Source organism: Pseudomonas sp. V98_8, assembly GCF_029967975.1.
GTDB lineage: Bacteria > Pseudomonadota > Gammaproteobacteria > Pseudomonadales > Pseudomonadaceae > Aquipseudomonas > Aquipseudomonas umsongensis.
The window spans coordinates 141,725-155,151 of the sequence record NZ_JASCAE010000003.1 but is presented as its reverse complement, the minus strand read 5'-3'; the positions used below and the strand labels follow the sequence as shown (position 1 = coordinate 155,151).

Annotated in this window: 8 protein-coding genes; 1 reads left to right on the top strand and 7 read right to left on the bottom strand. The window is 63.3% G+C overall.

From position 1 onward, the window contains the following. Positions 1–207: 207 nt before the first annotated feature. The 7 genes from QLG10_RS03755 to QLG10_RS03725 form a co-directional block, all read right to left on the bottom strand. The gene (locus tag QLG10_RS03755) at positions 208–1,161 is read right to left on the bottom strand and encodes a peptidylprolyl isomerase (protein ID WP_110753131.1); all 954 of its coding nucleotides are present in this window, start codon (positions 1,159–1,161) and stop codon (positions 208–210) included. Between the two features lie 14 nt (positions 1,162–1,175). After that, positions 1,176–2,726 (bottom strand): ABC transporter substrate-binding protein, encoded by a 1,551-nt coding sequence (locus QLG10_RS03750; RefSeq protein WP_110753133.1) that lies wholly within the window; start codon positions 2,724–2,726, stop codon positions 1,176–1,178. A 9-nt stretch (positions 2,727–2,735) separates the two neighbouring features. Next, on the bottom strand, positions 2,736–3,368 hold the full coding sequence (locus QLG10_RS03745; RefSeq protein WP_110753135.1) for an SCO family protein: 633 nt from the start codon (positions 3,366–3,368) through the stop codon (positions 2,736–2,738). Further along, complete coding sequence (locus QLG10_RS03740) at positions 3,365–4,021, bottom strand: SCO family protein (protein WP_110753137.1); 657 nt, start codon at positions 4,019–4,021, stop codon at positions 3,365–3,367. Before QLG10_RS03740 ends, QLG10_RS03745 begins: the two co-directional genes overlap by 4 nt. 13 nt (positions 4,022–4,034) lie before the next feature. Then, the gene (locus QLG10_RS03735; RefSeq protein ID WP_110753139.1) at positions 4,035–5,987 is read right to left on the bottom strand and encodes a cytochrome D1 domain-containing protein; all 1,953 of its coding nucleotides are present in this window, start codon (positions 5,985–5,987) and stop codon (positions 4,035–4,037) included. Positions 5,988–6,142: 155 nt separating this feature from the next. After that, complete coding sequence (gene mnxG / locus QLG10_RS03730) at positions 6,143–11,965, bottom strand: manganese-oxidizing multicopper oxidase MnxG (RefSeq protein WP_282485550.1); 5,823 nt, start codon at positions 11,963–11,965, stop codon at positions 6,143–6,145. A 203-nt stretch (positions 11,966–12,168) separates the two neighbouring features. Continuing rightward, on the bottom strand, positions 12,169–12,777 hold the full coding sequence (locus QLG10_RS03725; protein WP_033044659.1) for a lytic transglycosylase domain-containing protein: 609 nt from the start codon (positions 12,775–12,777) through the stop codon (positions 12,169–12,171). 206 nt (positions 12,778–12,983) lie between these two features. Between QLG10_RS03725 and gspG the strand changes: the two genes are divergently transcribed. After that, positions 12,984–13,418, top strand: coding sequence for a type II secretion system major pseudopilin GspG (gene gspG / locus QLG10_RS03720; RefSeq protein WP_110753143.1), 435 nt, complete (start codon positions 12,984–12,986; stop codon positions 13,416–13,418). The last annotated feature ends 9 nt before the right edge of the window (positions 13,419–13,427 follow it).

The following is a 13,427-nucleotide window of genomic DNA, read 5'->3' as shown; positions in this document are numbered from 1 at the left end:
AACCGCAGGTCCGAGTCCCGAACCTGGCGGAGTGCGCGCCTTGATAGGTCTAACGCACACTTCATGCCAGGCTGAGTGCCGGTAATTTTATGTATTCATGTCCTTGAATTTAAAAGCAATGCCTTAACGTCCACATTCCCCACCCCCCAAAAGCGGGGGAAAGCGATCGGATGCGCATCGACGCTTTCCCCCACAGTTGGGGAAAGCTCATTCATCGTCAATGCGTTCGATCCGATTGCTTGCGCGCAGCTGAGCCAGCGCCTGCAGACGAGCCTGGACCTGTTTCTGTCGGGCAAGGTAAGCCCGAACCATTTCAAGTCCCTGCTCTTCTGAGACATCGGCAGCCTCCAATCGGTTCTGCAGCAAGATCAAATGCCAGCCAACCGCCGTGCGCACCGGCTCGCTGACGGCCCCGGGCTTGAGGGCAAAAGCCGCCGCTTCGAACTCCGGCAGCATGCGCCCACGGGTAAAGTAACCCAGATCGCCGCCGGCGCTGGCCGAAGCGTCTTCGGAACCGCTACGGGCCACACTGGCAAAATCGGCGCCCTGATCAATCGAGGTGCGCATTGCCTGCAAGCGTAGTCTCGCGGCTTCGACTGTGGAAGCATCCGCACCCTGAGGGACTTTGATCAGGATATGCCTGACCTGGATTTCCTCGGGCCGATTCATCTCGGCGCGGTGTTCCTGATAAAACGCCCTCACCTGTTTTTCGTCCGGCGCATCCGCCTTGGTGAGTTCGGCAAACATCTGCTGCGCCGCCAGGTCACGGCGGGTGTATTCGATGTAGGCGGCCTCATCGAACCCAGCGTCTTCCAGGCGCCGGGCGAACACCTGTGCGCCACCCATGGCCTGACGGGTCTGTTCCACCTGGTCGTGCACCGCGGTATCGCTGACCACCACCCCGCGCTTGACCGCTTCCTGCCACAGCAGCTCCTTGTCGATCAAAGCGTCCAGCGCGGCCTTGCGCAGTTGTTTGTAGGCGCTGGGACTGCGGATGCTGGCGACTGCCCGGCCCTGATCCTCCAGGTATTCGGCGAAATAGCGCTCCAGGCGCAGCTGGGAAATTTCCTCGCCATTGACCCTTGCTACCGCCGGGCCATTACTGGAAAACGCGGCGGGCACCCATAGGGTCAATAGCACCAGCACAGTCATGAGTTTCATGTTCGGCCTCCGGATCAGGGCATGGCGGCAATGGGTTTGTAGGGGGCGACCAGGTAGAAGCGCTGGTCTGGCAGGTCCACGGTGACCACATGGGCGCCGTTCAGGCCCAGGCGTCGACCCGGCCCGAAACTGATCAGCGGGGTCAGGCCGGTATCGAAGTCATGCAGGCCTTCCAGGGCATTGATCAGTTTTTCCCGGCTGGCATCGCGTCCCGCCTGTTTCATGCCCTCGCTGAGCAACAGCATCGAACTGTAGGCACCGACCTGCAGCACCGCGTGTTCGCCGCCGAGTCTCTGGCGCTCGCGCAGTTGCGTCAGGGCGGTGCGCCCGGTCATCGTCCAGTCGCTGGGCACGAACGGATACGCCAGGAACACCCGTCGGGAAAAACCGCTGGGCACTTGCAGCAGATCCCCTGCCACCTGATTCGAGGCGGCGAACAGGTACGGCACCTGGCCCGCGGTCTGCAGCCGCTCGGCCAGGCGACTGAAACCGCCACTGCTGCCCATGTAGAACACCGAGCGCGAGCCCAGGGGCAACTCGTCCTGCGCCGACTCGTAAGGTTGCAGGCGCACTTTCTGCCAGTCGTTGTCCTGCAGGTACTGGGCAAGTTTCTCGGCCGCCAGGCGCTGGCCCGGTTCGTTCGGGTAGGCAATCAACGTCGGGCCTTGCAGCACGCGCAGACTGGTGGCGGCATAATTGGCCAGCGCGATCATCTGTTCGCGCAGCCCCGGCAACGGTTCGAAAATCTGTCGACTGGCCTGGGCCGTGCCTTGCAATGACAGCGGCCCGATCAGCGGCACGCCGGCCTGTTCCAGGCGCGGCGCCAGCTCGGCATCCAGCGCCGGCACCAGCGGTGCGACCAACGCGAAAACCTGTTCCTGTTCGATCAACTGGTCGAGCGCCTGCTCGGCACTGGCACGGTCGGGACCGGGGTCAAGGATGGTCAGGCGCACCTGCCGGCCATGAATCCCCCCCGCTTCGTTGATCCGTGCCACGCTGCCCCTGAGTACCGCCGCCACAGTGGCCCCCTCCTCGCCCAGCATGCCGGTACTCGGCAGCAAGGTGCCCAGGTGCAGGCTGTCGGGGCTCAGGCCCGGATCGCGCTCATCGGCCAGGCGCTTGAGGTAGGCCGTCAGGTTGCGTTGATCGTTCATCGACAGCACGAACCGCGGCATCGCTGCATCCAGCCGGTTGTTGCCCGGGTCACGTCCCTCCTGGATCGCACGGGCCAAAGTACCCTCGGTGTAGGCCGGGTAGGCACGCCCGTTGATCTGCTGTTGACCATAGGTACTGGTCAGCCGCGACCAGCTCAGGTCTGGCGGGCGCACCCCGCCTTCCGGGCGCCCCAGGCCATCGCTGCCGTGGCAGTTGGCGCACGGCAGGCTGGTGGCCGGCAGTAGCATGCCCGCCGCCCCGATCCTGGCCATGATCGGTTCACCGCTGGCCGAAACCCCCTCGCGGTACAGCCGTTTTCCGGCGCTTTCGCTGGGCGTCAGCGTTAACGCCTGGGCGCCCAGGCTGATGCCACCGAGAAGAAGCAGGCTGAGGATCAAGGCATTTTTCATGGCCCGGACTCAACGACCAGCCACGGGCATTGCCAGCAACTGCAAGCGCTGGGCAATGGCCGCGGCCGGGGCATCGGGACGGATCTTGCTCCAGCGCTTGTTGGCCACGTCACCGACGATCAACTGGGTGGAGTGCTGCTCGGGGGACGGTATGACCTGGCCAATTCGCCCAAGGACCAGGTCCATTTGCGCTTTGTCGCCGGTAAGAAAAAGCCAGTGGGGCTCATCGACGCCCTGCTTCAAGGTGTAAGCCTTGAGTACCGCCGGGGTGTCCCGCAGCGGATCACTGGTAAGGGAGATAAAGGTGATGCCGTCCGCCTTGTCGCCCAGCACTTCGCGCACTTGCTTGAGCTTCTGGGTGATCAATGGGCAGGCATCGGTGCAACTGGTGAAAATCACATTGAGCAGCACCACGCGGTTGTGCAGCGCGTCGCTGTAGAAACGCAGGGTATTGCCGTTCTGGTCCTGCAACGGCGTGTCGGTGAACCAGGTCTTGGCATCGCGAGTGCCACCAGCCGGCTGCGCGGCAGCCGCCACCGTGGCGGAGTCGGTTGCGGTTTGCTCGTGCCCTTCATGGGCCAAGGCCAAGGAGCTGGCGAGGCAGGCGCAGAGGCTCAGGGCGATCCAGTCGAGAAGTCTCATGGCTGATGCTCCATGGCGATGGCGGTGTGTTTGGCGTGGGCGTTGCGTTCACCGCTGAGCTTCTCCACTTGCCGGGTCAATACGGCCGGGTCGGTGAAGCCGTAGTAGCGGGTCCAGTGACGACTGTTGCCGTCCCCCACGAGGATCAGCGGTGCGTGATTCTTGAAGTCGCCACTGAAACTGCCCAGGCCCTTGAGTGTTTCGTTGACCGACTGAGTGGAGCCGGTCAGCCAGCTCCAGCCCGGACCGTTCTGGAAGGTGCGTGCGTAGTCGTTCAGGCGCTTGGCATCATCGCGCTGCGGATCGATGCTGATCGACACCAGTTGCACCTCGGTGCCGACCCGTGCCCCCAGCTGTTTCTGCACCTTGCCCATGATCGACGACACCACCGGGCAGACCGTGGTGCAACTGGTGTAGATAAAGCTCATGACCACGATCTTGTCGGCCACCAGGTCTTTTTCCAGGCGCACGGTCTTGCCGTTCTGGTCCACCAGCGCGACGTCGGCGAACTTGACCTGGGCGGTCTCGGAACTGGCGCTTTTGGCCGCCATGGTGTGGCCGGCATGTTCATCGGCCGAATGGGCCAGGGCCTGGCCGATCCCGGCAGTCAACAGGCAGAGCGTCAGCAGTCCGTGATATGCGAATCGGTTCATGTCGATGTCCTCTTCAATGAGCAATGCCGGGGGTCACCCGAACGCTGGCAAACGTCTGGTCGTCGAAATTCGCGCCCAGGGACGCCGCACGCACGTGCAGGTACCAGGCGCCTTGCTGGTCAAGGGTGACCGGGGCTTCATAGATTCCATTGCCGACGTCCAGTGCCGCGACGTAGTGGGGCCGTGAACTGGGCGCCAGGAAGTAGCGCACCTGCACGTCCTTGACCCCGCTGCGCTGGACCTTCTGTTTGCCCTGGACGATGCGAAAGCGCACGACAAACGGGTTGCCCAGGGCGGCCGTGGTCTTGTCGAGCATGAACTCGACTTTCGGGATGCCGGCGACGGGGCCCAGGCTTGCGTTCGGCTCAACCACGGCGCTGAAACAATGGATGATGTTGGGCTGGTTGAGCAGGAACGCCACGTCGAAGCGCCCCGCCGCCGGCAGCTTGATCCGCGCGCTGTATAGCCCCGGTTCGACTTCGCGCAGGCTGCGGTCGATGACCAGTGCCGCACGGGCTACTTGTCCGCGATTGGGGTAGCCGGACATCGGCGCGTTCATGCCTTCGGCGTAGAAGTAGGTGGTGTTGTCCACCGGGTTGACCACAAATACCGCGTTGTCGTCCCGCGACACCGCCAGGCTCGAGGCCAGCGGCAAGTCACCGGCCAGGCGCGGCGGTTGCGGCCCGGCTTCAAAGCCCTGGCTGATCGGCTTGCGGCCTTCACCGAGGGACGCCAGGTTGATCATCGTGACCTTGGGCGAGGCCAGTCCGCGCACGTAGGCATAGGCCTTGGTGAACACCACTTGATAAGGTTCGGCGGCCACGTCCAGCTCATGGATCAGCGAATCGGTGGCGGCGTCGATCACCGCGGCCTGATTCTCCAGGGTATTGAGCACGATGCCGAAACGGCCGTCGGCGCTGAAACCCATCGGGCCGAGGCCCTGCTTGATCTTGATCACCCGCCGCACCGACTGATTCGCGGCGTCGACCACGGTCACCGTGCCGTCCTTGCCATCGGCTACATAGGCCGCGCCGGACAGTGGCGAGTACACCACCGACAGCGGGTGCGAGCCGGTCTTGAGCTGCTTGGCGATGGTCAAGGTGGCGACATCGATGATGCTCAGGGTGCCGTCGTCGCGGTTGGTGACAAAGGCGAAGCGGCTGTCCTTGCTGAAGGCGATTTCGTGGTGGCCGCTGCCAGTTGCCAGGTGCTTGAGGGTCTTGAGGCTGGCGGTGTCGATCACCGTGACCCCGGAAAGCTCGGCCGACGGCGCGTTGTTGCCGACCCACAGCAAGCGCTCGTCCGGTTGCAAGGCCACGCGCACGGGCTGGCTGCCTGCGGCCACCGAGTCGAGCAGCTTGAATTGCTCACTGTCGATCACCGCGACTTCGCCCGCCGTGGGCATCGACACGAACACCCGCTTGTTGTCCCTGGGGGTGACCCAATCCATCGGTGGTTGCTTGATATCAATGCGGGTCATGGTGCTGGTGATGCCGCCCACCGAGACCGAGGGGTCGACTACCGAGACGCTGGCATCACGGTTCATCACCATCAGGAAGTAGCTGTTGAGGTCGAGCAGCGGCCGTGCTCCGATACTTGATTTAAGGAACACCCCGACCCGCGCCTTGCAACTCTGCTCGCGGCCCTGGGCCTGGTCAGCGGCGACGGTTTCGGGGTCGATCCAGGCACCGGGGGCAACGCCCGCCAGCGGTTGGCCCGACGCCTTGTCGGTGACGTTGAAACGCACATCGGCAAATTCACCCTCGCGCAACACGCCGTCTGCAGCCAGCGGCCGCACTTCGAGGGCCACCGACACGCCGTCACGTTCAAGCGTTTGGCCGGTCCAGGTGTCGGGCAGCGCGATGTCGCTTAGCAGGGTCGGTGGCGACGTGCGCCACACCCCGAGCCAGATCAGCGCAACCCCGACGACCAGGGCAACACTGGCGATTTTGATGGTCCTGTTCATGTCACATCTCCCCTTCAGATCTGTGCCTGCTTCACCGCGTCCCCCTGTGCGAGCGAGCCTGCTCGCGAAGAGGCCAGCACATCCAGCATTGATGTGTCTGACACTCCGCCTTCGCGAGCAGGCTCGCTCCCACAGGTATTGCGTTGTTTCCCGCCCTACGGCGCTGGCGCCGGTTCCGGTTCGTTGGTTACCCGCAACAATCCCCACAACCCGGAGGTGTTGCCGTAGGCGCCGTAGTCGCGGAACAGGTAGTCACCCGGTATCGCGTTGACACCCCCGGCGCTCGGCAGCATGAAGCTGAAGTGCGCTGCCGGCAGGACGCTCTCGCGGGCGCCGATGTACATCGACATCGGGTTGTAGCCGAACCGCACCGAACCCACCCCTGGCGTACCCATCGGATAACCACCGGTATCGCTCTTCTCTGGCTGGAACGGATTGGTCGACCAGACATGACCGTCAAGCTGGAAGGTCGTGCCGCGACTGCCGCCGGTAGGCATCAGGATGTGCGTACGGAACGGTTGTCCCGGCTTGGCATAAAGCACCGGAGTCTGTGGATCGCCGCCCACCAGCGCGTTGCTGAAAGCCATGTGTGCGTTAGGCACATCGCCATAGCCATGCCCGTCAGCGTGTCCGAACGGCGCATCGGGGGCGAGACCGAAGCGATACCACATCGGTTCTGTCTTGTAGTTGATGGCCATGCTGGAGTTGTCCTGCGGATCGGTCGGTACACCGGCCTCCGAGGCAATACCTTCCACCGGGCGACCATTGGCCCAGCGCATGTTCAACGCCTTCTGCCAGACCATTGCGAAGTCGCGGTAGGTGGTTTGCGCCGGTGCGGTGACGGTCGCATTCACCTTGCGCGCATCTTCAACCCAGGTAGCGCCGACAGGCAGGATGCTCATCGCCCCACCCAGGCCTTTTTGCGACTGCTTGATGACGTCCGCCGGCGTGATATTCAACCCACCGAACTCCACCGCAGTGGCGTTGATGTTGTCGACACTACGCCCAAGTTGCGTAATCGGTTTACCTTCACGTTCCAGGTGCCCGGCGTAGTACTGATACGTACGGCTCGGATACGCCCCGGTGCTGCCTACCCGCGGTGGCACCGTCTGGATCGGGTTGGTGCCGACGTTGGTCCCGTCGGATTTGGTGATGTCGTAAGCCAACAGTTGTGCGTGCAAGCCTACGGTGCTCGATGGCCGTATCAGGTTATTACTGAAGGTGGTCGAGCCCTCGCCGTTGTTGCGATCACGCTTGACCATACCCATCACCGATGCCGTCTGGGTCAAGTCTGGCATCACGCTCGGCAGACGGTTCTCCAGGGTGATGTTGATGCAGTCACCGGCCGCTGCACGCAGTACCAGCGGCTCGACAGGTACACCGGCTTTGAGCTTGCCGGTGGCCGGGTCGAGGTCGGCCTTGCGCACATAGAGGATCGCGGTCGGGTCATGCAAAGGCCCGCTTTGCCCGCCGATGGTGAAGGTCACACCGTCTGCAGGGTCGGTTACGGTGACCTGTGGAATGCTCACCGCCCGCGAGTTGAACACCAGGGTGCCGCCGGCCGGATTCAAGGGCCCGCCCACGTGTTGGCCGAGGCCCGCGGGATCACCGATGGTCAGGCCCAACGGATTGGTGAGGATGTCGTTGGCCAGCGCCGCGACCACTTCATAGTTGCGTTGCGGCGTCGGCCGGGTGCCGATGCCATTGGGGTTGGCGCCATACCTTGGGCAGACGCCGTCGAAGGCCACGGTGTTGCGCATACCCATCGGTTTCGGATTGGTCGGCAAGGCAAACAGATCGTTGCGCTGGGTGGTGTAGTTGCGCATCACGCCCCAGATTCCGCTCCAGTAGCCTTCAATGGATGCGTCCATCGAGTACAGGTAGTCACCGGTGGTGGCCGCCGAACTGGACAGCATCGAGACCGGCGCAACGAAGCCCATCTGCTCGGAGATGCCGATCATCTGCGACGCGCGCCAGCCGGAGTTGGAGCTGTTGCCGAAACCGGACCCACTTTGCAGCCACTTCACGCCGTGCAGGGTGACGTTGTGCTCCTCTTCATGACCGCCGGCATGCACCCGCAGCCGCACGTTGTCGCCGGTGTAGGTACGCAGCATCGGGGTGAACGGATCGCCAGGTTCGGCGCCGCCCTTGTTGATGTGCGGCGGGAACAGCGTGGTGCCGCCGGTGGGGCCGGTGGCCGAGGTAATCAGGTTCGGCGCCAGGTTCATCGCCGGGATTGCACGGTCGGTACGGCTTTGCATGGCGTACGCCAGGTCGCCGCCCAGGCCGTCGGCCTGCATGCCGCGCTTGCCGTCCGGGCCGACCTTGTTCGGGTCATACACCCGCAAGGCCAGCGGTTCGTTGCGATAGTTGACGACGAACATGCCCGGGTCATCCACCGAAATGGCTTGTGGGCAAGGCCGGCTTGGGCAGCCGGGCATCAGCCCGCCGCGGGCTTCAACCACCTGCTCCAGCAGGGTCTCGGCTTCCTTGCGCACTGGCGGGTTGATCGCGTAGCGGAAGCTGTCGGCGGTGGCCGGGAAGCTTTGCGCATCGGGTTTACCGTCAGGTCCGGCGCCCACGTACACGCCGGCTTCATAGGCGTGCTGGAAGTCGCTGTACTCGAGGAAGAACTCACGGAAGCTGTCGTTCTTGCCGTCGCCGTCCAGGTCACCGGTGGAAATCACCGCTTGCCACGAAGTCGGCCCGCCGTCCTGGCGCGCGCCGCTGTACAACGGCTCGCCGGTTTCGGCGTGGAACCAGGTGGAACCGGCAGGTTCGGCCAGCACGGTGGCATACAGGCCGATCTGTTGGTGAGTCGATGGGCCGAGGTGGTCGTGGGTAAAGATGGTGCCCAGGCCACGATCGACGCCTTTGGCGTTGACCACAGGGTCGACAAACCAGCGCTGCATCGCCGTACGTGCACCCACCCAATCGGCCCGTCCAAACTGGCCGAAGTACGGGTGGTTCTTGGCTTTCGGGCAAGCCGGCGTGCCGTCACGCGGATCGCTGCCCTGGCACTGGTTGAACTCGCGGATGGCGTGGATGCGTTCTTGCACAGCGCCCGGGGAGAGTACGCCGTCTTCGTAGTTCCAGCCGTTGGAGGAACCATCGGCCGACACCAGGTCCCACTTCGGCAGGTGAATGTGCTGGCCGATCACGTCGGTCGGCGTGCGCACCTGATAGTCGTCCATCTCATAGGTGGCCGGCACCAGGTTGGTTTGCTGGTACTGCACGCAGTCGAAGGTGTTCATGCGCATCACCAGGGGCTCTGGCGGACGCTGCTTGGTGATCACCGGCCAGGCGTCTTCCCAGAGCGCCAGGATGCGCGCTTGCGGGAAGTGGTAGCCGACCTTGTTGTACACCGCATCGAACTGGATGTTGGCCGCTTTGTAGATGCGCGGACGGTCGGCGGTGAAACTCGAGGAGCCGACGTAAGACATGCCATCGAGCCGCTCGCCGCTGTTGAATTCACCGGTGCCGGCGCTGCTGCTCAGGCGTTTCTGGCGGTCGTCCATGCACGGTTCGTAGTACGGCGCACCGGCCATGGGCAAGGCACCGTTGGTGCGGAAGGCCCGTGCCACGATTTGATTACCCGGCAACAGGGCGAAGCTTGGGTGGTCCTTCTTGGCGTGGAATGCCATGGCCGCCTGCTCGACTTCGGTGCCCTCTTCCGGCAGGTAAATCGGCTTGGCTCGGGTCACCGTCTTGGAGAAATCCAGCGACGTGGTTATGGTCTCGGCCTCGCCACCGGCAGACACGCCGTCCAGCGCATGGCGGCCCAAACCACCGTCCCAGCCACCGGACTGCGCCGGATCAAGGTCGGCCCACAAGGCTTTGCCCGTCGCTTTCAGGGCCTGCGCCGTGGCGGCATCAAGCATGTCCAGTGGCGGAGTCGGTGGGCGTTGGCCGACCGAGCTTTCCATGCCGCCAATCCAGAATGGATAGCCAGGGTTTTTCAGCGTGCCATCGGCGTTGCGGTTGGCTTCGCTGCGATCCACCAGCGCCAGGGAACCGATGGCCTGTGCGCCACCGTTGCCGCCATGGTGCTCGCCGTCATCGTCGTCTTCTTCATCGTCGTCATCGTCGTTGGCGGCCACCAGGGCCTGGCCGATTTTCGGTACGACCGCGACTTTGCCGGGCATCGGTGCCATGGCTTTGCCGGGCAGCGGCACCACCGCCGGGATCGGCGTGCCGGCAACGATCTCGCCATCGGGCAAGGCGCGCGCGCCAGCCGCGGGTTTACCGCTGCGCAGGGCATAAGGCTCGCTGTGGAATCCGTCGGGGCCTTGTTGCGACACTTCCAGCCTGGTGCCTTCTTCAAACACGTCGTGCACCCGCCACATGGACCACATGCCCTGGGCGAAGTGCGGGTAGAAGTGGCAGTGATAGATCGCATCGCCCGCTACCCGGTTGCGGTTGCCCGAACCGCCGTTGGCGATTTCATAGGTGTAGCCAGCACCCGGACCGATGCCCTGGGCGTCCACATAGTCGGAGTTGTCATCGTTGGGGTTGAACAGCCACTGATGCCCGTGCAGGTGGAAGATGTGCTGTTCATGGCCGTTGTGGGTGTTGCGGAATTTGACGAAGTCTCCGATGTAGCTGTGGTTGACGTTGGACGGCTCTGACGGATACAGCGCCATGGTCGCCTTGACGCCCACCTGATCGGCGCTCGGTGTCTGGCCGGGGGTAATGCCTTCCAGGCCGGCGTTGGCCGGTACGTCCACCAGCATCGCCACGTCACCCACGGTGTGGGAACTGAGGAAGAATTCTTCGTAGGCGCAGGACAGGCAATCGTGCATCGGGCCTACACCGAGACGGTTGGCCACGACTTCGGCACCCATGCCACCAGAGCCGTAGTTGATCATGAACGAATCGCGGGTCGGCTCCAGCACATGGGCCATCACCGGGTCGGCCCAGTAGGCTGGGAAGGCTTGGGTCGCGGCGGTTTCATCCTGGAATTGCGAGGCGAAATCGCGAAACGGCTCCAGTCGATTGGGAATGGCCGGGTTGCGTTTGCCCATGGCTTCCAGCGGATACGTCGAGGGCGGGAAGCTGCCATCGGCGTTGCTGCCCATGACGATCGCGTCACTCTCGCTGGAAATGATTTCATTGCCGTCGACCATATTGATGATCGGCGTACCGGCCTTGCCTTCACGGATCCACGGTTCGCGCTGCGGGTAACGCGCCTGGTAATCGACGATCGGCTGACCGGCCGGGGTGCGGCCGGTGGTCGCCAGGCGCATTTCTTCTTCGGTCACGGTGTTGCGGTAAGTACGCCCACCCTTGGGCACCACCACGACCTGGCCGAACAAGCCGTTGGCCACGTTGCCGGCCGCTCCTTCGCCACCGAAGGTTGCGCCACGGCTGCTGGCGGCGAACACCCCTTCGCGTTCGGCATACAAGGTGTAGGAGCGGCTGGCACCCGGAGCGATCAAGCTGTTGGCATTGCGGCCGGTGAACGAAGCGATGTCATCGATGCTGTTGACCGCTTGCATGCCGTTGACCTGGAAACCGACATGCCGGTCGGCGACCTGTTCGTCGACCTTGAAGATTTCGTTGTTGCCAACCTGGATGCCTTCTTCCTCGCCCTCCCCCTCCTCGTGGGAACCGGGGTTGGCCTGATAGGCCAGCAGGTTCTGCAGGTTGATGGTCAGGCAGTCACCGGCGGCCACCCGCAACACCAGCGGACGCGGACGCTTGTCGGGACGCAGCGACACCTTGCCCGGCACCGCCGCACCGCCCTGTGCCAGTGAGATGTCATGGTCATCGACCACATCGCGGCGCAGGGCGAACATCATGCCGTTGACGTTCTGCGCACCCAGGCGGTTGAACATCAGCGGCTGGTCCAGCGCCACGACGTTGGCCACCAGGTTGCGTTCACATCGTGCTGCCGCTTCGGCCAGCTCGATGCCGAACATCGACGCGGCCAACAGCAGCCATGGAAGGACGGATGGAGCGTGAAAAATGCCGGTCATGATCACGGGCCTCACTGTGGGTGCTCACAGGAATAATTCTCGACAAAATCCTTTGAGCAATCTGTATGCCATAAAAATTCTTTATAACTATCAATCGTTTAGAACAGCCATTTAACTCACCGGGGGATATTCCCCATTAATTCCCCACTTTTTTGCCGGGGCCACCATCCCCCAATGTTGGGGAAACCCTCCCCTGTCTGCGATCACAACGGCGCATCGGCGGCCAGTCCCTGCAGACGCCGGTATTGGTTCAAGACGTTGGGCACATAACGCTGGGTTTCGGCGAATGGCGGGATCACCCCGCCACGGCTGATGACCGCCTGAGGCCCTGCGTTGTAGGCGGCCACGGCGAGGGCGATGTCGTTGTCGAACAGGTTCATCAAGCGCTTGAGATATTTGGCCCCGCCCTGGATGTTGGCCTTGGGGTCGTAGACGTTTTTCACGCCCAACTCCCGGGCGGTGTCGGGCATCAGTTGCATCAAGCCGCCTGCGCCTTTGGGCGATACGGCACCCGCGTCGTAGTGGGATTCGGCCTGGATCACCGCGTGCAGCAGCGCCGCCGGCAACTGGTTGTCCATGGCGGCCTTGGAGACCAGCTCGGCATAGGGTCGCGCGGCAATCATTTGCGGCTGCCGGTCGAGGCTGACCACCGCCGCCTCGACCTCACGGACCACCCGTTCATATTGACGGCCGGGTCGATGGACGTTGGACAAGACGTAGTCGCCCTTGGCGTCCCTGGAAACAAAGACATCGGCCTGCGCAACGCCGGCCAGCAGCATCATGCCAAGCAATCCTGTGGTGAGAGTTTTCATTGTTCTACCTCCCCTGACCGGCCCCGAAAAATGGGGGTAATGCCCCAATGGCCGGTCGTGTAGCAGCCATACGCAAGCACTGTGCCGAAAGCGCCAGGGCCCGTGGCACGGGGAGTACAGAAGGATGCCCAAGCCTTTGCCCGTCATGTGCATGGCAATTGCATAAGCCTCTATCGCGACCCTTCTGCCGACTGTGTGAGGTCATCATGAAACAGCGACACGCTTTCGCCCTGCGCACGCAGCGCGGGTTCACATTGCTAGAACTATTGGTGGTGCTGGTGGTGCTGGGGCTGTTGGCCGGCATCGTCGCGCCGAAGTATTTCGCGCAATTGGGCCGCTCCGAAGTGAAGGTGGCCAAGGCGCAAATAGAAGGCCTGGGCAAGGCCCTGGACCTGTACCGCCTGGAGGTCGGCCATTACCCGTCGACCGAGCAGGGTTTGCAGGCACTGGTCACCGCCCCCAGCGATGAAGCCCACTGGACCGGCCCGTACTTGCAGAAAAAACTCCCGCAGGACCCATGGGGGCGTAACTACACCTACCGCTACCCTGGGGAAAACGGCGAGTACGACCTGCTGTCCATGGGCAAGGACGGGCAACCCGGCGGTGAAGGCGAGAACGCCGAAGTCACCAGTTGGCAATGATGGGGAATG

What these genes read in the sequence shown, in the direction of transcription:
- QLG10_RS03740 (WP_110753137.1), bottom strand. Translation starts at nt 4,021, where the DNA reads ATGAACCGATTCGCATATCACGGACTGCTGACGCTCTGCCTGTTGACT.
- mnxG (WP_282485550.1), bottom strand. Translation starts at nt 11,965, where the DNA reads ATGACCGGCATTTTTCACGCTCCATCCGTCCTTCCATGGCTGCTGTTG.
- QLG10_RS03745 (WP_110753135.1), bottom strand. Translation starts at nt 3,368, where the DNA reads ATGAGACTTCTCGACTGGATCGCCCTGAGCCTCTGCGCCTGCCTCGCC.
- QLG10_RS03750 (WP_110753133.1), bottom strand. Translation starts at nt 2,726, where the DNA reads ATGAAAAATGCCTTGATCCTCAGCCTGCTTCTTCTCGGTGGCATCAGC.
- QLG10_RS03725 (WP_033044659.1), bottom strand. Translation starts at nt 12,777, where the DNA reads ATGAAAACTCTCACCACAGGATTGCTTGGCATGATGCTGCTGGCCGGC.
- QLG10_RS03735 (WP_110753139.1), bottom strand. Translation starts at nt 5,987, where the DNA reads ATGAACAGGACCATCAAAATCGCCAGTGTTGCCCTGGTCGTCGGGGTT.
- gspG (WP_110753143.1), top strand. Translation starts at nt 12,984, where the DNA reads ATGAAACAGCGACACGCTTTCGCCCTGCGCACGCAGCGCGGGTTCACA.
- QLG10_RS03755 (WP_110753131.1), bottom strand. Translation starts at nt 1,161, where the DNA reads ATGAAACTCATGACTGTGCTGGTGCTATTGACCCTATGGGTGCCCGCC.